A 23,135-nucleotide genomic window follows, 5' to 3' on the forward strand; every position below is an offset into this window, starting at 1 on the left:
ATTGACTCGGTCATCGCCGGTCAGCGTCCATGAACGAGACGCCGCGGAGAGGAAAGCCTTGGATAGCAAAAAGGGTTCACTGGTCGTCGTGGGCAGTGGGATCAAGACGGTGGGTCACCTGACCCAGGAGGCGCTCGCCTGGATCAAGGCAGCGGACAAGGTCTTTTACGTGGTCTCCGACCCGGTCGCCGAAGGCGTCATTCAACGCCTCAACCCTGGGAAGTCGGAATCGCTCACCGGGCTTTACGAAGAGGGGAAGCGCCGCATGGAGACCTACGAGCAGATGATCGAGCGCATGATGGCCAGCGTCCATGCGGGCATGCGCACGTGCGCCGCCTACTACGGCCACCCTGGGGTATTTGCTTATCCCACGCACATGGCCATCAAGAGGCTTCGGAAGCAGGGGTACGAGGCGTTCATGTTGCCGGGCATCTCGGCTGAGGATTGTCTCTTCGCCGAGCTCGGTGTCGATCCGGCCACGACCGGATGCCAGAGCTACGAGGCCACGGCCTTCGTCATCAATGGCCACGTTCCGAACCCGAAGGCGGCGCTCATTCTTTGGCAGGTTGGGGTCTTCGGCCGCGGCGATTACAGCCGTTCGAACTACCAGCTCAAAGGGTTCCACTATTTCGTGGAGCATCTCGCCAAGTTTTATCCTACGGACCACAAGGTTTGTATCTACGAGTCCGCCATGTTCCCCGGCTGCAAGCCGAGGGAGGACTGGGTCGCCATTCAGGACCTGGACAAGGCGCGGCTCACCCCGGCGAGCACGCTTTACATCCCCGCCTCCGAGCGAGCGACGCCCAACCTCGAGCTCCTCAAGCTCCTCGAGAGCCTCTGACCGCGGCGAGGCAGGAAGCGATACCGTCCTGGTCTTGATGGCGTCGCGCCAAGACGCTCGGCTGTGAGCCCGGCGCGGACCCTGACGAACCGCGCCATCGTCCCTGGGCGGGAGGGTCCGGACGGGCTACGATGTTCTTGCCATGCGTTTCTCGCCGGGGGAGTCCTTCGACCGCTACGTCATCGAGTCGCTCTTGGGCGAAGGTGGCATGGGCGAGGTGTACCGCGCCGAGGACACGCGCCTGCGCCGCAAAATCGCGCTCAAGGTGCTGCGCCGCGGCGACGAGGCCGACAGCGAGACCTGGGGACGCGCGGTCGCGCGCATGCTGCGCGAGGCGCGCGCGGTCGCGGCGCTCTCGCATCCGGGCATCGTCGCCATCTACGACGTCGGCGAGCAAGAGGGCGCTCCGTTCATCGCGATGGAGCTCGTCGAAGGCCGCCCTTTGCGGGCCCTCGTCGGCGGGGACGAACCCCTCGGCACGCGCCTGCGGATCCTGCTCGAGATCGCGCGGGCCCTCTCGGCCGCGCATCAGGCGGGCCTCGTGCATCGCGACGTCAAACCCGAGAACGTCGTCGTGCGCGCCGACGGCGCCGTGAAGGTCCTCGATTTCGGAATCGCCCGCAAGCTCGCGCGCACGAGCGCCGATCCCCTCGGGCCCACGGCCGACGGCGCGCTCTCCACGATGACGGCCGAAGGCGCGCTCGTCGGCACCCCGGCGTACATGGCGCCCGAGCAGCTCCGCGGCGAAGAGATCGACGCGCGCGCCGACCAGTTCGCGTGGGGCGTCGTCGCGTATGAATTGCTCGCAGGCAAGCTCCCGTTTCGCTCGGACAGAGGCGCCGTCAGCCTCATGGCCTCGATCCTGAGCGACGAGCCGCCCCGGCTCACCAGTGTGCCCGACGGCGTCTGGCAGATCCTCGCGCGCGCCCTCGCCAAGGAGCCCGAGGACAGGTTCGCCTCGATGGACGAGGTCGCCCAGAACCTCCACGTATTCGTCACTGCGGAGGACACGCGGACCATCACGAGCCGCCGCAACGTCGTCCTCGTCTCGACCGGCGACACCCGCGCGCCCGTCGCCGCCTCGATCCCGCCCGCGAGGCCCGCGCGCAGGCCCTGGGTGATCGCGGCGTCCCTCGTCGCCCTGCTCGCGGCCGGCGGCGCCACGTTTGCCCTCCGCAAGTCTCCGACCGACGTGCAGACGCCTCCGCCTTCCTCGGCGGCCGCGCCTCCGCAGCCCGCGCCCACGGCCGTCACCGATTTGCCCATTCCGCCCACGGACAGCGCGGCGGCGCGGCTCGCATTTCGCGAAGGGCTCCAGGCGATCCGAGACGCTACGTGGGACACGGCGATTGCCGCGTTCGATCGGGCGCGCAAGGCCGATCCGGGCATGGCCGCGGCGCACCTTCGGTATGCGGCGCTCCAGACCTCGTTCGACATCAACGCGTCCCGCGAGGCGTTTCGCAAGGCGATCGGCCTCCGCGCCGCGCTCGCCGAGCGCGACCAGGCGTTCCTCGAGGCGCTCGAGCCGATGATCCAGAACGATCCCAGCGATTGCGCCACGTCGGCCCGGCGGTTCGAGGCCCTCGTGACGAAATGGCCGGGCGACGCGGAGCTCGTCTTCTGGCAGGCGCGCCAGCAGCTCAACGCCACGAAGAGCGGCGATCCCGAGGGGGTCCTCGCGCTCGCGAACCGTTGCGTCGAGCTCGACCCTCAATATGCCGACTGCTGGCAGACGAAGCAGTTTGCCCTGAAGCCCCTCGGCCGGAACGAGGAGGCGCTCATCGCGCTCGAAAAATGCATCGAGGTCTCGGCCGGCGCGGTCGATTGCTTGAACGACAAGATCAAGATCGTATCGTCGCTCGGCCAGTGTGATCTCGCGGCGGAGACGGCGCGGCGGTGGATGGCCAAGGAGCCCTCCTCGCCGAAGCCGCACCTGATGCTCGGCGGCGCGCTCTACGGCGCGGGAGAGCCCGAGGCGGCCGTCCGCGCCGCGCTCGACCAGGCCGAGCGGCGATTCCGGGCGGCGGGCCTCCTCTGGCAAGCGGAGGATCTCGTGGCCCGCCGCGCGGCTGCGTTCGGCGAGTTCGCGACCGCGGCCCGCGTCGCCGATTCGATGGCTTCCATGACCCCGCCGCTGCCGCACGAGGAGCTCATCCTGTATGGTTTGCGGACGTTTGCGCGGGTCGAGCTCGGCGACATCGAGGGAGCGGCCGCGGTCGCGGACGAGTACCTGGCGAAGAGCGCTCTCCGGGCGTCGTACTCCGAGCCCGACGGCGTCGTCGATCCCACCGTGTACATGCATTCGCTCCGGCTCCGCGCCGGCAAGGCGTCGCGCGCCGAATACGAGGCGGCGCGGTCTTCGTGGCTCGCGAAGCAAGACCTCGGAAGCGCCTTGCGGCGGAAACGGGCCTGGGAGGCGGCGTATGCCTTGCCCGCGTATTCGCCCGAGCTCGCGCGGGAGGCCCTCGCCAAGGAGGAGGAGCTCGTGCGGCTCCCCTCCGGCGAGCTCGACACCGGAGAAGCCAGCGGGTCCGGGGCGCTCGGTCACGTGCGCCTCCTCGCCGGCAGGGAAGTCGAAGCGCTTCCCTATCTGGAGAAGGCCACGCGGATCTGCCCCACGCCGGGGAACGCGCTGCGGTACGTCGAGCAGCAGGCGCGCCTCGGCTTCGCCCGCGAGGCCAAGGGCGACAAACCCGGCGCTTGCAGCGCGTATCGCGGCGTCCTTTCCCGCTGGAGCAATCCGAAGGAATCGGCCACGGCGCGCGACGTCGAGAAGCGAGCCAAGGGCCTCGGCTGTGGTTTCCTCGCGGAGGGGGGGCTCGCGGGGCCTCGTTCGCCGCGGACATCGAATCCGAACGCTGGCTGACGTTTGCGCCGCGCTGCGCGGGACGGTGGGCGCGCGCCGGCTTGCCACGTAAGATGCGCCGTCCCTTCGATCTCGTGCTGCCGCCCCTAGAGACCGCTCATGACCGCCACCCGAAGAGCCCCCGACGAGCCTACCGCCTTGGACCCCGAGCGCATCCTTCGCGACGCCACGCGGCTCCAGATCGAGCTTGCCAGGGTCTCTAGCCTCCTGCGCGAGCGCGGCGGCGAGCACGCGCGGGACCTGCCGAACGACATCGACGCCGTGGTCGCGCAGCTCTCGAGCTTTCGCGCGAGCCTCGACACGGATCGGCGCGAGCAGGAGGGCGCGATGTCGCGCGAGGCGCAGGCCGCGCTCTTCGAGGTTGGCAAGGCGATCACCTCCTCGCTCGATCTGAAGACCGTGCTGAACCAGTGCATGGACTCCGTGATCGAATTGACGAAGGCCGAGCGTGGGTACCTCGTCCTCGCCGACCAGCAGGGCAACCTCGACGTCCAGGTCGCGCGGAACCTCGATCAGGACACGATTCGCAGCATGGAGTTTGCGTATTCGAGCTCCGTCGTCGAGGAGGTCCTGCGCAGCGACCGCAGCGTCCTCACGAGCAATGCGCAGACGGACGAGCGATTCGCGCTCCAGCGCAGCGTGGCGATGTTCCGGCTGACCAGCATCATGGCCGCGCCGCTCCGCATCCGGGGCAAGGTGATCGGCGTCCTTTACGTGGACAACCGCGCCTTCAGCGGGCAGTTTTCCCAGTCGAAGCTCGATTTGCTGGAGGCGTTCGCGGGGCAGGCCGCGATCGCGATCCACAATGCCAAGCTCTTCGGGCAGACGGACGAGGCGCTTAAGCAACGCCTCCTCGAGCTCGAAGGCCTCTACAAGGAGCTCGCCGTGGCCCGCGAGCGCGCAGAGAATGGCCTCGCGGCCGTCGAGCGCGAGATGCAGATCGGCCGCGTCCTGCAATCCGAGTTCCTCCCGCGCGAGCTGCCCTCCTTGCCCGGCTGGCAGATCGCCTCGCGCTTTTTGCCGGCGCGAAAGCTCTCGGGCGATTTCTACGACGTCTTTCAGCTCGCCTCCGGCGAGGTCGCCGTCGCGATCGCCGACGTCTGCGACAAGGGCGTCGGCGCCGCGCTCTTCATGTCCCTCGTCCGCGGCCTCCTCCGCGCCTTCGCGCTCCACGCCGCCGATCCGACCGAGGCCCTCACGGCGATCACCCAGACGAACGATTACCTCGCCGAGAACCATGGCCGCACGGCCATGTTCACGACGCTCTTCTTCGGGCTCCTCGATCCGGAGAGCGGCGAGCTCTCCTATATCAATTGTGGGCACGACGCGCCGATCATCCTCAGCGCGACGGGCGAGGAGACGCGCCTCGAATCCACGGGCCCCGCGCTCGGCGCCATTTGCGACGTCGAATTCGAGACGGGCCGCGTGATCCTTCTCCCCGGCGATTCCCTCGTCGCCTTCACGGATGGCGTGAGCGACGCGCTCGATCCGTCCGAGCGCCCGTTCAGCGAGGAGGCGTTCCTCTCGATCCTGCGCGGCGGCGCGCCCTCCGTCACGGCCATGCTCGGCGACGTCGTGGCCGCGCTCCGGAACCACATCGGCAGCGCCGCGCAGTTCGACGACATCACCCTGCTCGCGCTCCGCCGCAATCCCCCGCGCCGCGAGTTCCCGACGGGCCAGTACCGCGTGATTGAACCGATTGCGCAGGCCACGGGAAAGCGCAACCGGCGCTGATCCAGGCGTTGAAAAACGCGGGCGACACAGGTAGCCTTCGGGCGTGTTCGTCGTTGGTGGGAGACGCCTCTACGGCAAGGTCGAGCAGGTAGGCAGCACCTACATCGCGACGACGTTCGCCTTCCTCCAGTTCTTTCCGCTCTTCCCCGTGCAGTCGCACATCGTCGTCGCCGAGGGCTCGGCCGACACGCACAAGGTCGTGCACATCAAGACGCACTGGAAGAGCGTGGCGACGGGGTATCTCCGCGCGTACGGCATCGCCGCGAGCCTGATCGCGCTCATCCCGGGCCTCGCCATGGCGGGCACCTCGAAGGTGCCGACGGCGTATGTCGGCGCGGGCCTCGTGGTCGTCTGCGCGGGCCTGACCACGGCGGCGTTCTCGATGATCGGCCGCCTGAGCCGCGAGGAGAAGGCGCAGCGGCTCATCTACGCGCGTTTCCTCGGGCACCCCGTGCATCCTTCGGTGCTCGACGAGGACATGCGCGGCTCGATCGCCCAGAAGCTGCGTGATTTCCTGGAGGAGCGCGCGGCGGCCGCGATGACGGGCGCGAACTACCGCAAAGGCGGCCCCGTGAAGGCCGGTTATCGCGTGCTCGCGCTCGAGCCGTCGATGCGGGATCGCGAGTATCTCGAAGCGGCGTTCACGCTCGCCTGCATCGACGCCTCGCTCTCCGTGGGCCCGATGCGGGCCGATGCGGAGCGCGTGCACGGGGCGCTCTGGAACAAGCTGCTCGCGGAGCACCCGGACGTCCTCGAGGTCGTGCGGGACGCCGAGGTCGTGCAGCGGTCGTGGGTGAGCAGCGTGCTCGGGTTCGTCCCGCTCGTGGCGGCGCTCGGCATCTGCTGCGTGATGCTTCTCCGCAACGACTCCGTCTTCAAGTGGAAGCCGAGCACGAGCGAGAAGAAGCCCGAATACGGGTTCGTGCCGGAAGAGCTTTTGCGCTGAGCGCCGCGCCGCATGCGCCTTGTGGCGCCGCGGCTTTGCGCGGTACGATCGTGGGCGTTTTCCCAAGGGAGCACCCACGCCCATGCGCCTTCTCCATTTTGCCGCGCCGTTCACATTCGCCGCCTGCCTCGCCGCGTCCGGCTGTAGCGGCGACGCCGCCTCGTCCTCGGGGGCCGGCGCCTCCTCGGCTTCGTCCTCATCGACCGGCGGCGCGGGCGGCAGCGGCGGCGCAGGCGGCGTGGGGGGCGGCTCGTCCTCGTCGACCGGCGGCGCGGGCGGCGTCGCTTGCACGGACGAGGTCTGCAACGGCATCGACGACGATTGCGACGGCGCCATCGACGAAGACGCCTCGTTGTGTTCCGGGCCCGGCGAAATCTGCGCCGCGGGCGCTTGCAAGGCCGATTGTGTTCCTCCCGGGGCAAACCCTTGCGCGGCGGGCACTGTCTGCAACGTGAGCGACCAGAACCCCGGCGCTTGCGTCGCGCCCGATTCCGGCTGCGTCGTCACCGGCCCGCTCGTCCCTTGTGGCGCCTCGACCTGCGGCCCCGGTAGCACCTGCGATCCGACCACGAACACCTGCGTCGCGTCCCTGCCTTGCGCCGGCATCGCGTGCATCGGCACGGTTTGTCACGGCGTCGCTTGCCCCTGCGAGCGCCCCCCGCCCACCTGCGCCGGCGCCACGCTGGACCAGCTCAACGTCCCGGCCTTCGTAAATGGCCTCGTCGACATCGACTTCGACCTCGCCTGCAATGCCTGGGGCGTCACCGTTCTCAGCGGACCCGATTACCTGCGCAAGGTCAGCCCCACCGGGCAAGTTTCCACGGTCCAGGGCGTCACGAACCTCAACATGGGCGAGGTCGCAGCGATTCAGGGCCAGAACGGCACGTTCGGCGGCAGCGTCACCGAGGTCGGGCTCACGTACAATTGCTGTGCAAACTGTGGTTGTCAGGGCACACCCCAGGGCGTCGCGTTCTACGACCAGGCGACGAATGCCTTGCCGCTCGTCATTCCGAGCGCGAAGATCACGACGGGCAGCGGCCCCTTCCAGAGCGGCTACCTCGACACCGGCCCGCAGGGCCTCACCTGGGGCCTCACCAAGAAGCTTTACGTGGGCAACGTCGATACGGACGGCGATTTCCACACGGTCGACCTCGACAGTGGCACGAAGGGCCTCGTCGCCACCCTGCCGGCCCGCGTCTACGCCGCTTCGCCGTACGACGGTAGCCGCCTGCTCGTTGCGCTCGCCACAAAGGAGATCGTGCTGCTCGACGTGAACGCCGGTACGACGACGCCCTTCGCGGCCCTCTCCGCGAACATCACGAGCCTCGCGCGCGACCCGTTCACCGGCCACGTCTACGTCTCGCTTTTTGGTGGCGAGATCCACGACCTCGATGGATCCGGCAAGGACCTCGGCCTGTTCGCGAAGGGCACGAAGAGCGGCCGGATCGCGCTCGCGCGCGACAACTATCTTTACCACGTGAACGCCACGCCCGCCTCCGGCGCCACCATCGAGCGGTTCCCGCTCCCCGGGACCTATTGAAGTTGACACTTTGCGAGCGTTGCTCTCCAATACTCACATGAGGCGATTCACGCGTGCTTCCTTGTTGTCTCTCGGCCTCGCGATTTCGTTCGTGGGGGCTTCCGGTTGTGCGGGTGATGGCGCGAACAGCGGCGCGGGCGCGGCCGGAGGAGGAACCGGGGGGCAAGGCGGCACCGGCGGGCAAGGTGGCACCGGCGGGCAGGGCGGCGGACAAGGTGGACAAGGTGGACAAGGTGGACAAGGCGGCGCCGCTTGCACCGACGGCGAGACGCGCGCCTGTTATGACGCCGATCCGGCCACCGCCGACAAGGGCGAATGCAAGCAGGGCACGCAAACGTGCACAGGCTCGGTCTGGGGCGCGTGCACGGGCCAGGTCTTGCCTGCCTCCGAAGCGTGCGACGGTAAGGACGAGGATTGTAATGGCCAGGTCGACGACAACATCGCGGACGTGACCTGCGGGCTCGGCCAGTGCCAGGTGAAGGTCCCGGGCTGCGTGGACCAAACGGTCCCCGAATGCACGCCGCTCCCGCCCGCGACCGTCGAGGCCTGCGACGGCGTCGACGACGATTGCGACGGCATGATCGACGAGGGCTGCTCCTGCGAAGACGGCGACACGCAGTCCTGTTATTCGGGCGGCGCGGGCACGCAAGGCGTCGGCATTTGCAAGTCCGGCACGCAGACGTGCGTGGGCGGCGCGTGGGGCGCTTGCGAGGGCGAGACCGTGCCCGGCGTCGAGACCTGCAACGGGGCCGACGACGATTGCGACGGGAAAACCGACGAGGATCTCGGGCAGCTCACCTGCGGCGCCGGCGCCTGCTTCGTCAGCATCGAGGCCTGCGCGGGCGGCGTGCCGCAGACGTGCTCGCCAGGCAATCCCAAGGCCGAGACGTGCAACGGCGTCGACGACGATTGCAACCTGCTCATCGACGACGGCCTCGGCACCCTCTCCTGCGGTCTCGGCGCTTGCCACACCACAGTGCAAGCGTGCATCGGCGGGCAGGCGCAGACGTGCATGCCGGGCCTCGGGTCGGCCGAGGTCTGCGACAACATCGACAACGATTGCGACGGCAACACGGACGAGGGCAACCCCGGCGGCGGCGCGGGCTGCACGACGGGGCTCTCGGGCGCCTGCGCGCAAGGGACGCAGGTCTGCACCGGCGGCACGATCCAGTGCATGCCCACGGTCCAGCCCGTGGCCGAGTCCTGCAATGGCAAGGACGATGATTGCGACGGACAAACCGACGAGCAGAACCCCGGCGGCGGGAGCGCCTGCAACACGGGGCAGCTCGGCGTCTGCGCGGCCGGCACGACGGCTTGCCAGAACGGCGCTCCCGTCTGCAATCCGAACGCTCAGCCCACCGTCGAGACCTGCGACGGGTTCGACAACAACTGCAACGGCGCGGTCGACGAGCAGAACCCCGGCGGGGGTGTGTCCTGCCAGACCGGCAAATCGGGCGTTTGCGCGACCGGTACGACGTCCTGCCAGAACGGCCAGACCACGTGCGTCCAGACAAACCAGCCGAGCCTGGAGATCTGCGACGGGCTCGACAACAACTGCAACGGCACGGTCGACGAGGGCAACCCGGGCAGCGGCGGCGTGTGCCCGACGGGCAAGCAGGGCGTCTGCGCCGCGGGCACCTACCAGTGCCAGGGCGGCGCGCTCGTCTGCGTGTCCACGACGATGGCCTCGGCCGAGACCTGCGACAACAAGGACAACGATTGCGACGGGGCCGTCGACGAGAACAACCCGGGCGGCGGCATGGCCTGCGCGACGGGCCAGCAGGGCGTCTGCAGCGCTGGCACGTCGACGTGCACGAACGGGGGCATCGTTTGCACCCCGACGACCCTGCCCTCGGCCGAGACCTGCGACAACAAGGACAACGACTGCGACGGCGTGGTCGATGAGGGCAACCCGGGCGGGGGCTCGGCCTGCGCGACGGGCCAGCCGGGCCTCTGCAGCGCGGGCACGCAGGTTTGTCAGAACGGCACGATTTCGTGTGTCGCGACGACCATGCCCACGACCGAGACCTGCGACAACAAGGACAACGACTGCGACGGCTCGGTCGACGAGAACAACCCGGGCGGCGGCGCCGCGTGCACGACGGGCCAGCAGGGCGTCTGCGGCACCGGCACGTACGTTTGTCAGGGCGGCTCGCTCTCGTGCGTGGCCACGAAGACGCCGTCGGCCGAGATCTGCGACGGGCTCGACAACGATTGCGACGGCACGGTCGACGAGGACAACCCGGGCGGCGGTGTGGCCTGCGGGACAGCGTATGCCGCGCCCTGCACGAACAACAAGACGATCTGCCAGAACGGCGTGCTCGTCTGCGGCGTCGCGAACGTCTTCGAGGAGACGTTCGCGACCGCGACGGCGGCGAATAGCTGGAACGGCTGGACGCTCGGCACCGAATGGCAGATCGGCACGGCCACGGCCTCCACGGGGCACGACGACGGGTATGGCGACCCGTCGACGGATCACACGACGACGGCCGACAACAAGCTCGCCGGCGTGGTCATCGGCGGCAACGCCAGCACCGCCTCCACGCACGCGATGTATTACCTGACGAGCCCCATCATCAACACCGCCGGCGCCGGCTCGATCGTCCTCGATTTCTGGCGGTGGCTCAACAGCGACTACTCGCCTTACATGACGAACGCCATCGAGGTCTACAACGGGTCGAGCTGGATTGTCGTCTGGCAGAGCTCCTCGACGTCCATCGAGGATGGCTCCTGGAAGAACATCGTGCACGACATCACCACGCACAAGAATGCGAACCTGCGCGTGCGCTTCGGGTTCGCGATCGGCGACACCGTGGACCTGTACACGATGTCTTCCTGGAACCTCGACGACGTCGTCGTTCGCCGCTGCCAGTGATGATTCGATCCCTCCGCGAGCCCCTCCTCCTCGGGGCCCTTTTCCTCGCGACCGCATGCACGAGCCGGGGGCCCGCGCCCGAAGTCGGGCCCTCCGCGCCGCCGCCCGCGCCGCTGCCGGTCGTCCCGAATCCGCCGTCGATCGCCCCGCCGCCGCTCGAACCCAAAAAGCCCCCGCCGCCCGCGCCGGTGGAGCCTGCGCCGCCGCCCGCGCCCCCGGAGACGAGCGCGCTGCCGACACGCGTGGACGGCATGGTCCTCGTGCCCGCGGGTCCTTTCACGATGGGCGCCGACAGCGGCGGCGAGCCCGACGAATGGCCGGCGCACACGGTGACGCTGCCGGCGTATTACCTCGACGAATTCGAGGTGACGAACGGTGACTACACGCGCTGCATCGAAGCCAAGATCTGCCCACCGCCCGAGCCGAGCAACGCGGATCGCAATGGCGTGGGCCCGGACAAACTTTTCCGGGGCCCGAAGCAGCCCGTGAGCAGCATCTCCTGGGAGAGCGCGCGCGCCTATTGCACGTTCGTGGGCAAGCGCCTCCCGCGCGAGGCCGAGCTCGAAAAAGCGGCGCGCGGCGAGAGCGGCCGGCTCTATCCTTGGGGACACTCGCCGCCCGGGCCCGAGCGCGCGGTCTTCGCGGTCAGCGTGACGGCGGATGTCGGGACACACCCCGCGGGGCGTGGTCCTTACGGGCATCACGACCTCGCCGGCAACGTCTGGGAGTGGGCCGAGGACGTCTACGACCCGTTCGCCTACCGGCGCCCCGGCGCCGCCGAGGGCCGCGGCGGCACGTGCGAGGAGACCCTCGAAGCCTACGCGGAGCTCCGGCGCAAACGAAAGCAGGGTTTTACGGGGTCGAACGAGATCCCCACCGAATGCGAGCGGGTCCTGCGCGGCGGCGGATTCAATTATCACGCGACGGGCCTGCGCTCGACGAATCGCGTCCATCATCCGCCGCGCTACCGGATGGTGATGAGTGGATTCCGGTGCGCACGGGATGCCAAGGGGTAGGGCGCGGACGGCCCGGGACATCCGCGATCGGAAGCCCGTCCCATGGTGTAGGATGGACCGGGGCCCGACGTCGCTCGGCGTTCGGGTTCCGGGACCACGTCACCATGACCGCGGAGGATCGGGGCGATCTCGAGCGCGAGCTCTTGACCCGCCTTGCCACAGGAGACCGAAAGGGCGCCGCGACGGAAGTGCTCGCGGCGTACGGGCCCGAGATCTACGCGTTCCTCGCGGCCCTGCACCGCGACGAGAGCGACGCCGAGGAGGTCTTCTCCCGCTTCGGCGAGGCGCTCTGGCAGGGCCTGCAGCGCTTCGAGGGCAAGGGCTCCTTCCGCACCTTCGCGTACGCCGTCGCGCGACGAACCTCGGTCCGCTTCCGGAGAGACGCGGCGCGTCGTCGCAAGCGCGAGGAGGAGCTCGACAGCGCCGAGATCTCGGGCGTCATGGCCGAGGTTCGCGAGCGCACGGCCGCGTACCTGCGGACGACGACGCGGAGCCGCCTCGCCACGCTCCGCGCCTCGTTGCCCGAGGAGGACCAGGTGCTGCTCATGCTGCGCGTGGACCGCAAGCTGCCCTGGGAGGAGCTCGCCGTGGTGCTGCGCGGCGAGGACGAGGCGCCCCTCTCGGCGGAGGACAAACGCCGCGAGGGGGCGAGGCTGCGCAAGAAGTTCCAGATCCTGAAGCAGCGCCTGCGCGAGATGGCTCGTCGCGAGGGTCTGCTCGACGAGGACGGGTGAGCACGATGTCGTCCCAGAGCTCCGCCAGGCTCGACCCCACGCTCGCGTCGACAGCCTCGTCGGAGGATGCGTCGGACGACTCGTTCTTGCGCGAGGTCGCGCGCATCGACGACGTGCCCGTGCCCCGCAAGCGCGAGGAGCGCGCGGGCAAACTGCTCGCGGATCGGTACGTGCTCGTCGCGCTGCTCGGCAGTGGCGGGCAAGGGGCGGTGTGGGAGGCGGAGGACACGCGCACGGGCGAGCGGGTCGCGGTGAAGGTGCTGCGCTCGATGTCGGCGACGTGCGCGGCGCGCGCGCAGCGGGAGATCGCGGCGCTGCGGCTCTTGCGTCTGCCCGGCGTGGTGCGTCTCGTCGGCGAGGGTCTGCAAGGCGACCGCCCCTTCCTCGTGACCGAGCGCATCCTGGGCCGGCCTTTCCCCGGCGTGGGCGTCCCTTGCTCCTGGGACGAGCTCGAGCCCGTGCTCGTTGGCCTCCTCGAGACGCTCGCGTGCATCCATGCCACGGGCATCGTCCATCGTGATCTCAAGCCGGACAACGTGCTCGTCGGGCCGGACAAGCGGCCTGTGGTCCTCGATTTTGGCCTCTCGTCGCCGTCCGCCACGTCGTGGGAACCGATCACGGACGCGGGGCAGATCGTCGGCACCCTCTCGTACATCGCGCCCGAGCAGTTCCGCGAGCAACGCGCCACGGCGCGCACCGATCTCTATGCCGTGGGAATCATGGTTTATCTCGCGCTCACGGGGCGTGTTCCCCACGAGAAACGCGACAAATGCGCGTTCATCCTCTCACGATTGAACGAGCCAGCGACGAGCTTGCGCACGCTCGTCCCGGGTTTGCCCGTCGACGTGGCGCTCGTGCTCGATCAGCTCGTCGCGACGAACCCCGCGGATCGGCCGCGTTCGGCCGCGGAGGTCATCCAGCGATTGAATCAGAGGGCCTGCGACACGAAGTAAGTGACCTGGCCGCTACCGGGGGTCACCGTGCCGGAGCCGACCGTGAACGTACCGCTCGGCGAGAGGTTGGCCGGCGTCGAGCCGGTTGGGATCGATTGAAGCCATTTGACCCCCGTGATGCCGCTGCTGTTCTTGAAGATGCGCAGGTGCACGTTCCCGTTGTCGTAGAGGTATCCCGAGCTCGAATCTTCCGCGAGCTCGGCCCAGGTCACCACGGCGGGGAGCGTGAACTGCTGCGAGTTGCTGTACGAGGGCGGGGTGCCGGTCCCGTCCGTGTACGAGATGTTCAGATCCTCGGTACCGAGGTATTGCAGGTTGCTTGCGTTGACGTACCAGTACTCGTAATTGGCCCTGAAACCCGTGGGGGCCGAGCTGCCGAACACGAGGATGGTACCGAACTCCGCACTGTTGTCGTAGTTGATGGTGTAGATCCGCCAGATCCCGTCACCGGGGTCGAGCTGGGCGAGCTCCGCTGAGGCGACATCCTCTTCGCCTTGAGCGGCATCGATCGCGCCGCAGCCGATCGCGAAGCTCATCATGACCATGGAGCCGAGCAACGTGACTTGATGCTTCAAGGAAACCTCCGAGCAAAAACGATGTTCGTGGGCAGGCGCCGCCCCTCGACACGGGCGGCGAGGTCGCCGATCCGAGCGAATCGAGGGGCGGCTGACGTCGTCATCGAATCAGAGGGTCTGATCCACCTTGTACGTGGTAATGCCGGTGCTGAAGCTGGTGCCCACGGCGCCCGTGTTGGTCGTGAAGGTCCCGCTCGGCGTCACGTTGGCCGGCGTCGAGGTGGGCCAGATCGTTTGATACCAGACGACCTGCGAGATGCCGCTCGAATTCGTGAAGAGGCGCAGGTTCAGGTTCCCGGACGTATAACGATAACCCGAGGTCGTATCACTCGAGATCGCAGTCCAGGTCGCGAGGGCGGGGAGATTGAACTCCTGCGTGCCGCTGTACGAGGGCGGCGTGCCGGTCCCGTCCGTGTACGAGAAATTCAGGTCCTCGGTGCCGAGATATTGCAGATTGCTGGCGTTGACGTACCAGTACTCCCTGTTCGGCCTGAAATTGCCGCTCACGTTGGAGCCGGTCACGAGGATCGTGCCGAACGGCAAGGAGTTCTCGTAGGTGACGGTATAGGAGCGCCAGTCGAGGCCGAGGTCGACCTGAGCGAGCTCCGCTTCCCCGACCTCCTCGTCCTCGAATGCGGCGTCGTTCGCGCCGCAGCCGGTCGCGACGCCCATCATGACCACGATCGTGCCGAGCAAGCTGATTTGATGCTTCAAGAAAACCTCCGAGCAAAGACGATGTTCGCACGTACATCGTGGTCGAAATCACGGAGGCTCGTCAAGCATGAACGTAACCGCGCACTCGTGTACGCACTACAGTGGTATATTCGTGTAGGTGTAGGCGCGGCGGTCTCCTACGAGCACGAGAGACATTTCAGGCAGCGACAGCGCAGAGCGCGTTCACCGTCACCACGGCGTGGCCCGAGAGATCGGGGGCGCTGACAGCGCCGAGGTAGGTCAGCGCGTACGTCCCGCCGATATTCGCGTCGGGGACGCTGTACGGGCCTTCGTTCTGCGTGTGCGCGCTCAGCGGGTTTGGCGTGGACGTCGGGACGCGGTCGAAAAGGTGCCACGTCTCCAGGGTGCCGCCCGCGATGCGCGTCACGACGAGCACGCCGACGCGCCGGCTTCCCTGGGTGATGTCGTAGATGCCGAGGTCGACCTGCTGCGGCTTTCTCGGTATTGCGGCGGAGATGCTGCCGGCGTCGTTCGAGGCGAGCCGGGCGCAACGGGCCTCGATGTACGCGACGCCGCAGCCCGTCGAGAGCGAAAGCCAGGCGAGGCAATCGTTCACGTTGAACTCGGGCGGCGGCGCGCCCGTGCCCCGGAGCGACAGGCCCACGGGCGTACCCAGGAACGCGCTGCTCGGGCGAATGTAAGCGGCGTAGCCAGAACCGACGGGCGCGCTCGTGTACAAAAACCAGTGCTCGTAGCGGGTGTCCCCGTCGAGCTCCGTGACCACGAGGCGACCGACCTCGAGCAGCGGCGCGCTCGGAACGCGCGGATCGCGCTGGAAAAGGATGTACTGACCTGCGCCGATGTGCCCACTGATCATGGCGAACTCTCCTCGGAAGAACGAACCAAAGGTCCCGGGCCGGACGGACGGCCCCCCAGCCATCTCCGAGAGAGTTCCCGCTGCGAACCGATGTGACGAAAAATGTTCACCGGCCGGAACGTACGGCCGGACTTCCGGGTGCAGGCGCCCCGGTCGCCGCGTCCCCTCGCGTGTTCTTCACGGAGCCGTGCGAGAATTGCAAAGGGACGGACGACCGGCGCCGTCTCCGGGTCAGGCGACCCGGGTCACGAGGCCTTGGTGGCCTGGATGTGCTTCGCGAGCAGCGTGCGGAGCGTCGTGACGTTTTGCTTGTTCTGGTCGTGGATCTGCTGGAAGCAACGCTCGGCGTCTTGATCCCCGGCCTGGCGTGCGTCCTGGATGTATTGCTCCAGCGCCGAGTTGCCCTGAAGCAGCTCGTGCATCTCCGCGACGATGTCGTATTCGAGGTTCGAAGCACCCGTCTGCTTTTGCTGCGTCTGTGTGGCCATGCGCACTCCTTTCGCGGTCGAGGTCGGGCGAAGCAGCGCACGTGCCACGGGCCGAGCGTCCGGCCGGGCTCGTCAGGCCCGGCGGGCGCGGCGGGGCGTCACTTGCAGAGGCCGTTCTGGCAGGTCGTGGCGGCCGGGCAGTCGGCGTCGCTCGCGCATTGCATGATCGTGCAGTTGCCGTTCAGGCAGAACTGGGGCGCGGGGCAGATCAAGGAGCCCGGGGTGACGTCGTCGACCACGCCGTCGCAGTCGTTGTCGATCCCGTCGCACGTCTCGTTGCTCGGCGTGCAGCCACTGGGCGTGCAGACGCCGTTCGGCGTGCAGATCTGGCCGAGCGGGCAATCGGCGTTGATCTGGCAGGACTCCGCGACGCACGAGCCCATGATGCAGGTGCCGCCGTTCGGGCAGAGGAGCAGCCCACCGGGCGTGACCTCGTCGACCTGGCCGTCGCAATCGTCGTCGAGGCCATTGCAGTACTCGGCCTTGGGCGCGCACATGCCGCCGCACTGGCCATTGACGCAGAGGGTGCCGTCGGCGCAGAGCGTGTTCTCGTCGATCGAGCCGTTGCAATTGTCGTCGACGCCGTTGCAGGCCTCGGGCTGCGGGATGCAGCCGTTCGGGTTGACGCACGTCGCGGTCGCCGGATCACAGACGTGCCCGGCGGGGCAATCGGCGTCGGCCATGCAGCCCTGGAACGCGCACATGCCGTTGACGCAGGTGCCGCCCATCGGGCAGAGGGTCGCGCCGGGCGTGTTCTCGTCGATCAGGCCGTCGCAATCGTTGTCGTAGCCGTCGCAGAGCTCGAGCCCGGGCGTGCACACGCCGCCGCACTGGCCGTTGACGCAGGCGCTGCCGTCGGCGCAGAACGCGTTGTTGTCGGGGATGCCATTGCAATCGTCGTCGAGGCCGTTGCAGGCCTCAGGCGCCGGGACGCAGCCGCCCGGGTAGCAGACGCCGACCATCGGGTTGCAGAGCTGGCCGGCGGGGCACTCGGCGTCGGTCATGCATTGCACGACCACGCAGGCGCCGGCCACGCAGGCGCCGCCGTTCGGGCAGAGGATCGCGCCGGGCGTGGGGTTGTCGACGGAGCCGTCGCAATCGTTGTCGATGCCGTCGCATTGCTCGGGGAGCGCGCTGCACACCGGGTCCGGGACACACATCCCGAACATGTCGCAGAAATGGTTGGGGGGACAGTCGCACACGAGCTGGCACACGCCGTTCGGGTCACAATACGAGTTCGGCGGGCACGCGTGGTCCTGGTCGCATTGCGCCCCGCCGCCGCACATGCCGTTCTGACAGATGCTCCCGTCGGCGCAGATGACGGGCCCGTTCGGGGTCGCGTCGATCTGGCCGTCGAGATCGTCGTCGACACCATTGCAGACCTCGGGCTGGGGGCCGTCGTTCTGCAAGACGCAAACGCCGTTCACGCAGAACTGGCCGGCGGCGCAGTCGGAGGCGACGTTACATTGCTCATTGCCGCCGATGAGGACGTGATCGATACACCCGGCGAACGGCGCGATCGCGAAGAGGGCGCCGAGGGGGAGGAGGGCCTTGAGGAAGGAAGCGCGAAAGTTTTTCATGGCGTGATCGTCTCTCTCGTGGATGGAGGGGCGCGCGCGGCCGTTCGTCCCCGCAAAGGACGCTCGGCGCGGCTGTCCGTGTCTTCGTCTGCCTTCGTGGCCGGCGGTCAGCCGATCCGTGAGGAAATGTTAAGGGCTCGTGGGGCAGGCTTTCCGGACGCGATCGGCGAGGGGCGAGCCAGGGCTTTCCGAAAGGAATCGGGCGGCCTCGGCGCGGGCTTCGGAGACCCGGCCGAGTTTGCAGAGCGCGAGCACGCGCGCCGCGGTGCGCTCGGCGCGGAGCGATTGCCCTTCCGCGCTCGCCGAATTCTCGTCGAGCAAACGCAAAGCTTGCTCCGGATCGCCGCCCTGCATGGCGCCGTGCACGGCGCGAAGGCGGCGCGTTTCCGCGAGCAGCGGGTCCGTGGGCGCGGGGGGAGGCTCGCTCGTGGCGACGGTCGGCGCCGGACGCTTGGCCGGAGCATTCACCGACGGCGTATTCTGAAGCACGGGCGCCGGGGGAGCCGGCGGGTCGTTCGTCGGGGCAACCACCGGCGGCGGCGCTTCCACCGGCATCTGCGCGGGCGGGGGTTGTCCCCGCTCCGCAGGTGCTTCGAGATGCGTCGCTGCCGGAGGCGTCTCCATGTGCGTCGCCGTCGGCCCGAGGATCGCCACGGCGGAGGCGGCGCCACCCACGAGGACGGCGAGCATTCCTTTCCACGCCAGGCCGCCGAGGGAAAACACCGCGCCGGCCTTGGCTGCGGACGCGATCTTCGTCGCGGAGGCGGCCTCGCCGAGCTTTGCCGTCGCGGCGTCGGCGACACGCTCTCCCCCGACCGAAGCCGCTCCACCTGCGGCAATGGCGGCCGCGAGCGCGCGGCGCACGCGGGCGCGGTCTTCGGGCGAGGGATCGTCTCCGTCACGCCCTGCAAGAAGGATGGCCCGCGCTTCGGGGCCGAGCTCGCTCATCGGAGCCTCCACGTATCGCGCGCCCGCTCCCGGGCGACCGCTTGCTCGAAATCACGCCGCGCCGCCCGCAGCCGCGCATAAATGGTGTTCACGTTTTCCCCGAGCGCGTCCGCGATCTCGGGCGCGGTCATCTGCTCGAGCTCGGCCAGCACGAGCACGGTGCGCTTGTCGAATTCGAGCTCGTCGAGCAGCTTGTGCAAAAGGCGCGCGCCTTCGAGCCGCACCGTATGCTCGTGCGGGCCCTCGGCGCGCTCGTCCGGCACCGAATCGACGTCGACGGCCTCGGCCTTCCCGCAGGCGTGCGGGCTCTTTCGCCGGAGCGTGCGCCGGTGATCACGCGCGACGCGGGTGACGATGGAGCAGATCCACGTCTTCAGCGAGGAGCGCCCCTCGAACTGGCCGAGGCGGCGATAGACGACGAGGAAGACCTCCTGGACGGCGTCGTCGACGAGCGCGTCGGGAACGCCGAGGCGGCGGACGTTGCGGAAGACGAGGTCGAAATGCTCTTCGTAGACGGACTCGAAAGGCGGCACGGACACCGCCTCGCCGCCACCCGAGCGCGCCGCGGCCGTGGGCTCGGGGGCGAGCGGCGAGGGGAGGGTGGCCTGGAAGGAAGCGGAAGGAGGCAAGCTTGTCCTTGGTGGCCAGCGCCTTCGGGTTCCGTGATCAAAAATCTCAGAACCGGACCTCGATGCCGAGCTCGGCCCGCCCGAGGACAGGCGAGGCGCGGTGCACGGCGCCGAGGCCCGAGACGGCGAGCTCCGGGTGGACGACGGGGACGCCGGCGCCAAGGCCCGCGACGAGGGCGACGGGGCGCGCGAACGTCCAGGTGAAACGTCCTCCCGCGGAGACGGCGAGCCAGGCGGCGGCGCCCTGGCCCGGGGAAGAGATGCCGGCGCTCGTGCTCTGGATGCGGCCGGCTTCGAAGGAGACGCAGGGGCCGAGCTCGAAGGGGGGACGCCGGAGGAAGGCGGCGCAGGCGCCGACATGGGCGAGGGTGAGGTCGATGTCGCCGGTGGCGGTGTCGAGGTTGGGGAAGGGAAAGGTGCGTGTCGGGAGGAAGGAGATGCCGGCTTCGAGGCGGTAACGGCCGACGAAGAGGGAGAGGGCGGCGCCGAAGCCGACGGTGGGCGCGGGGAAGGCGCCGACGTCGGCGAGGGCGCGCACGGAGAGGGCCATCGGCGGCGGTGGCGGTTGTGGGGATACCGACAGAGGGACCTTCGAAGGCGATACGCGTATCGGTTCGGGTCGTGGGGGGGAGGGCTGGAACCGATACGCGCTTCGGTTTGGGTCGTGGGGGGGAGGGCTCGGACCGATACGCGTATCGGTTGGGGTCGTGGCGGGAGGGCTCGGACCGATACGCGTATCGGTTGGGGTCGTGGCGGGAGGGCTCGGGGTGATGTGCGCTTCGGTTCGCGTCGTGGGGGGGACCTCCGGCGGCGGTTCGGCGATCACGTCGGGATCGATCATCATGGCGATGATCAGGGCCGCGGCCTCACCGAGGGCGGCGCACGTGGTGGCCTCGACCTCACGCGTGCGTGGTCCCTCTTCGCCCCGTGTCTCCAGACGAACCCGATACCGCCCCGCGTCGCGCTTCACCTCGGCCGTCACGTCGAGCGGCTCCGTCTGCGCGCCTCGCCCCCCGAGAAGCCGATCGACCTCGGCCGAGATCGCCTCGGCCGTGGGACACCCCTCCGGGGCGGACCATCGCAGACGCACCCCGCTCGACGCGTGCGCATCGGCGGCGAGGCCGAGCGACGCGAGGAGGGCGACGATCAAGGAGGGGGCCCGGGCCCGAAGCATGGGGTCACTTATGTCATCATGCCCCGCGGATGAGCCGGCCGAAAACGAGCAGCACGCGCGCTGCACGCCCTTCCCCCACGGGCCTGCCCTCCCGCGAAGTCCTGCTCCGGGATCTCGGCCGCGCGCCCGACGAGCGCCCCGTCTTTTCCTTGCCTTCGCCCCTCCTCCCCTGGCTCGCCCTCCTTCTCGGCGTCGCCGTCGCGCTCCTCGCGCCCGGGCTCACGCGCGAGGGACCTTGGGGCGTCACGCTCTGGGCTGCCCTCGTCCTCGCGATCCTCGTCATCGTGCTCTTTCCGCGCAAGCTCATCGTCGGCGAGGATGGGCTCCTGCTCGTCTGGGTCGGCGCGCGCTTCATCCCCTATCGGGACATCGCCTACGTCGAGACCTCCGACGGGTTCTACTTTCGCAACCCCGGCATCAACATCGCCCTTCGCTCGGGCCACGCCGTCGATTTCGCGACCAGCGTCTTCAAGGATCGCTGGGCCGAGCGTGACGCGCTCCTCAGCTTGATCCGCGTCACCATCGAGGCCGCGAGCGCGCGCCGCCCCGCCCGCGCGCCCGAGGCCCTCGGCCGCGGCGGCAGGCCCTACGACGCCTGGGCGCGCGCGCTTCGGGCGATCGGCTCCGGCGCCCACGAAGGCATGCGCACCTCGCCCATCCCCGCCGACGAGCTGCTCCGCATCGCCGAGAGCCCGAGCGCGCCGACCGTCGATCGCGCCGCCGCGTTCGTCGCGCTCGCATCCTCGCAGGACGACGAGAACTTGCGCCGCTTGCGCATCGCCGTCGACCTCACGGCCGCGCCCGACACCAAGGCCACGCTGCAAGCGGCGCTCGAGGCCAAGGGCGACGAGGCTTCGAGCGCCGAGGTCCTCGCGTTCGCCGAGGCCCGGACGACGCGGCCCTGATCCCGCGATCCATCGGCGTCGGAAACCGGGCGAACCCCTCCCGAGGGCCCCCGCCTTCCTTCATGATGCCCCGCATGCCCCTGCGCCGCATGCGTCCTTCGGTGCTTGCCCTCGCGAGCGCCGCCGCCCTCCTCGTTGCTTGCTCCGATCCTGCCGAGCTCCCGGTCCCGCCCGCGCCTTATGCGCCGCCTCCGAGCTCGGCCGTCGTCGAGGAGGGATCCGTGCGCATTCGCCGCGACGTCTTCCTCGTCCCCGGCGTCACGCCGCCGCCGAACCCCGTCACCGGCAGCGCGACGCCCGCCGAATACAACGCCGTCCGCGTCGTTCGGTACCGCGTCGACGCCGATCCGCCGGCTCCTGCCCGCGCGGTCGCCGTCCTCATGCCTGGCTTCCTTGGCGGCGCGAATAGCTACGATCCGATGGCGCGCGCCATCGTTCGCCGATCCAAGGAGGGCGAGGCCTTCGAGGCCTGGGCCATCGATCGACGCTCGAACCTGCTCGAGGATCACCACGGCCTCGACGTCGCCGAGTTCCGCAAGGACCCCGAGATCGCGAAGCGTTACTACTTCGAGGAGGAGCCTGCCGAGGGCAAGACGTTCCCGGGCTTCCTCGATCAAACCGCGGTCGATTACGCCTCCGAGTGGGGCCTCGACACCACGATCGGCGACCTCCGCCGCGTCGTCGACATCGTCGCGCCCGAGGAGCGCAAGGCGCGCGTCTTCCTCGTCGGCCACTCGCTCGGCGCCACGATCGCCGAGGAGTACGCGGCCTGGGATTTCGACGGCAAACCCGGCTACGGCGAGCTCGCGGGCCTCGTCCTCGTCGACGGCGTCGCGCGGCAAGAGGGCGCCGCGGCTCCGACGATCACCGAGGAAGACTACCTGAAAGGTTCGTCCCAGAACGTCGACGCCTACCTCACTCCGGGCCTCGAAACGATCCGCAAGACCACGCGCTACATCGCGCTCCCTTTGCTCGGCCTCAAGGTCTACCCCGTCGCCGCGATCGCCGGCATGCGCGCGCTCTGGTCGCCGACCGCGATCACCGAGGATCCCTACCGCGATAGCGCCTTCCTCACGCTCCTCTCGCTCACCGACGTTCCGCGCATGACGAATCGCGCGGCCATGGGGTTTGCGATGGACGATGCCTCGAACGGCGTCTCCTTCGCGGCCGTCTCCTGCGGCGCGAGCAAGGGCGGCGCGCTCGCCGAGTACGACAGCCTCTTCGGCACCAAGCTCGTCCAGCCCTCCGATCCTACGGCCACGTACGATTGGGTGGAGTACGACGCCACGAACCCCCGCGAGCACACCTCGCTGGAAGACATTTCGCGCTCCTGGTTCGAGGGCCCCTCGCTCGACTTCGGCGAGTGGTACTTCCCGGCGCGCCTCTCGCTCGACGCCCAGGCCGCGGCCACGCTCGTCCTGAAAGACACCGACTGGCCCCGTGCAAACCACGGACTACGCGCGATTCACGGCGCTTCCATGGACCTCCCGATCTTCGCCGCCGTCGCGGGCCTCGTCGGCGACACCGCCGCCCTCGACCCGCTGCGCGCTCTCGTTCAGAACGTTCCCATCGGACCGGGCCGGCCCCTCGCGGGCAAACCCCGCACGGAATCCGACGCGTTCGTCGTGCTCGACATCGTCGACCTCACGCACATCGATCCCCTGGCTGGAACCGACGACGGTCAGGGCGACGTCACCAAATGGTACGACTCGCTCACCACGTGGATGACCACGAACAGCCCCGCAGGCGGCGTGGTCCTCGCTCCATCGGCCCCGTGAT

19 protein-coding genes are annotated in these 23,135 nt (G+C 69.0%); 11 read left to right on the forward strand and 8 right to left on the reverse strand.

Features of this window, described 5'->3' with window-relative positions; genetic code table 11:
- The first annotated feature begins 58 nt into the window (after nt 1-58).
- The 9 genes from KEG38_RS03360 to KEG38_RS03400 all read left to right on the forward strand — a co-directional run bounded on the left by KEG38_RS03360 (nt 59) and on the right by KEG38_RS03400 (nt 13,505).
- Nucleotides 59-841 carry an SAM-dependent methyltransferase gene (locus tag KEG38_RS03360; RefSeq protein WP_272417515.1) on the forward strand — a complete coding sequence of 261 codons (783 nt, stop codon included), beginning with the start codon at nt 59-61 and terminating at the stop codon, nt 839-841.
- A gap of 142 nt (nt 842-983) precedes the next feature.
- The gene (locus KEG38_RS03365) at nt 984-3,707 is read left to right on the forward strand and encodes a serine/threonine-protein kinase (protein ID WP_272417516.1); all 2,724 of its coding nucleotides are present in this window, start codon (nt 984-986) and stop codon (nt 3,705-3,707) included.
- 99 nt (nt 3,708-3,806) lie between these two features.
- Nucleotides 3,807-5,441 (forward strand): PP2C family protein-serine/threonine phosphatase, encoded by a 1,635-nt coding sequence (locus KEG38_RS03370; protein ID WP_272417517.1) that lies wholly within the window; start codon nt 3,807-3,809, stop codon nt 5,439-5,441.
- Between the two features lie 43 nt (nt 5,442-5,484).
- Nucleotides 5,485-6,387: a hypothetical protein gene (locus KEG38_RS03375; protein WP_272417518.1), complete on the forward strand. Its 903-nt coding sequence runs from the start codon at nt 5,485-5,487 to the stop codon at nt 6,385-6,387.
- An 82-nt stretch (nt 6,388-6,469) separates the two neighbouring features.
- The gene (locus tag KEG38_RS03380; RefSeq protein WP_272417519.1) at nt 6,470-7,927 is read left to right on the forward strand and encodes a hypothetical protein; all 1,458 of its coding nucleotides are present in this window, start codon (nt 6,470-6,472) and stop codon (nt 7,925-7,927) included.
- Between the two features lie 37 nt (nt 7,928-7,964).
- Entirely contained in the window at nt 7,965-10,802 is a 2,838-nt protein-coding gene (locus KEG38_RS03385; protein WP_272417520.1) for a MopE-related protein, read from the forward strand.
- Entirely contained in the window at nt 10,802-11,818 is a 1,017-nt protein-coding gene (locus tag KEG38_RS03390) for a formylglycine-generating enzyme family protein (protein ID WP_272417521.1), read from the forward strand. The genes KEG38_RS03385 and KEG38_RS03390 overlap by 1 nt, the downstream gene beginning before the upstream one ends.
- 104 nt (nt 11,819-11,922) lie before the next feature.
- Complete coding sequence (locus KEG38_RS03395; protein ID WP_272417522.1) at nt 11,923-12,552, forward strand: RNA polymerase sigma factor; 630 nt, start codon at nt 11,923-11,925, stop codon at nt 12,550-12,552.
- A gap of 5 nt (nt 12,553-12,557) precedes the next feature.
- A complete protein-coding gene (locus KEG38_RS03400; RefSeq protein WP_272417724.1) occupies nt 12,558-13,505 on the forward strand; it encodes a serine/threonine-protein kinase in 948 nt (315 codons plus the stop codon).
- On the opposite strand, the gene KEG38_RS03405 is transcribed toward KEG38_RS03400, so the two are convergent.
- From KEG38_RS03405 to KEG38_RS03440, 8 genes are all read right to left on the reverse strand, one after another.
- Nucleotides 13,481-14,080, reverse strand: coding sequence for a hypothetical protein (locus tag KEG38_RS03405; RefSeq protein ID WP_272417523.1), 600 nt, complete (start codon nt 14,078-14,080; stop codon nt 13,481-13,483). The two genes, KEG38_RS03400 and KEG38_RS03405, sit on opposite strands and share 25 nt — an antisense overlap.
- Before the next feature lie 108 nt (nt 14,081-14,188).
- A complete protein-coding gene (locus KEG38_RS03410; protein WP_272417524.1) occupies nt 14,189-14,794 on the reverse strand; it encodes a hypothetical protein in 606 nt (201 codons plus the stop codon).
- A gap of 157 nt (nt 14,795-14,951) precedes the next feature.
- Nucleotides 14,952-15,632: a hypothetical protein gene (locus KEG38_RS03415; RefSeq protein ID WP_272417525.1), complete on the reverse strand. Its 681-nt coding sequence runs from the start codon at nt 15,630-15,632 to the stop codon at nt 14,952-14,954.
- A gap of 245 nt (nt 15,633-15,877) precedes the next feature.
- Nucleotides 15,878-16,120 carry a hypothetical protein gene (locus KEG38_RS03420; protein ID WP_272417526.1) on the reverse strand — a complete coding sequence of 81 codons (243 nt, stop codon included), beginning with the start codon at nt 16,118-16,120 and terminating at the stop codon, nt 15,878-15,880.
- 98 nt (nt 16,121-16,218) lie between these two features.
- Nucleotides 16,219-17,700: a MopE-related protein gene (locus KEG38_RS03425; protein WP_272417527.1), complete on the reverse strand. Its 1,482-nt coding sequence runs from the start codon at nt 17,698-17,700 to the stop codon at nt 16,219-16,221.
- A gap of 129 nt (nt 17,701-17,829) precedes the next feature.
- Nucleotides 17,830-18,648, reverse strand: a complete 819-nt coding sequence (locus tag KEG38_RS03430; protein WP_272417528.1) for a hypothetical protein — start codon at nt 18,646-18,648, stop codon at nt 17,830-17,832.
- On the reverse strand, nt 18,645-19,277 hold the full coding sequence (locus KEG38_RS03435) for an RNA polymerase sigma factor (RefSeq protein WP_272417529.1): 633 nt from the start codon (nt 19,275-19,277) through the stop codon (nt 18,645-18,647). Before KEG38_RS03435 ends, KEG38_RS03430 begins: the two co-directional genes overlap by 4 nt.
- Nucleotides 19,278-19,323: 46 nt before the next feature.
- A complete protein-coding gene (locus KEG38_RS03440) occupies nt 19,324-20,451 on the reverse strand; it encodes a hypothetical protein (RefSeq protein ID WP_272417530.1) in 1,128 nt (375 codons plus the stop codon).
- Between the two features lie 29 nt (nt 20,452-20,480).
- Here KEG38_RS03440 and KEG38_RS03445 point away from each other — a divergent pair, with 29 nt between their 5' ends.
- Both KEG38_RS03445 and KEG38_RS03450 read left to right on the forward strand, forming a co-directional pair.
- Nucleotides 20,481-21,356 carry a hypothetical protein gene (locus KEG38_RS03445; RefSeq protein WP_272417531.1) on the forward strand — a complete coding sequence of 292 codons (876 nt, stop codon included), beginning with the start codon at nt 20,481-20,483 and terminating at the stop codon, nt 21,354-21,356.
- Nucleotides 21,357-21,418: 62 nt separating this feature from the next.
- On the forward strand, nt 21,419-23,134 hold the full coding sequence (locus KEG38_RS03450; protein WP_272417532.1) for an alpha/beta fold hydrolase: 1,716 nt from the start codon (nt 21,419-21,421) through the stop codon (nt 23,132-23,134).
- Nucleotide 23,135 lies beyond the last annotated feature (1 nt).

The organism is Polyangium jinanense, from assembly GCF_028435265.1.
GTDB lineage: Bacteria > Myxococcota_A > Polyangia > Polyangiales > Polyangiaceae > Polyangium > Polyangium jinanense.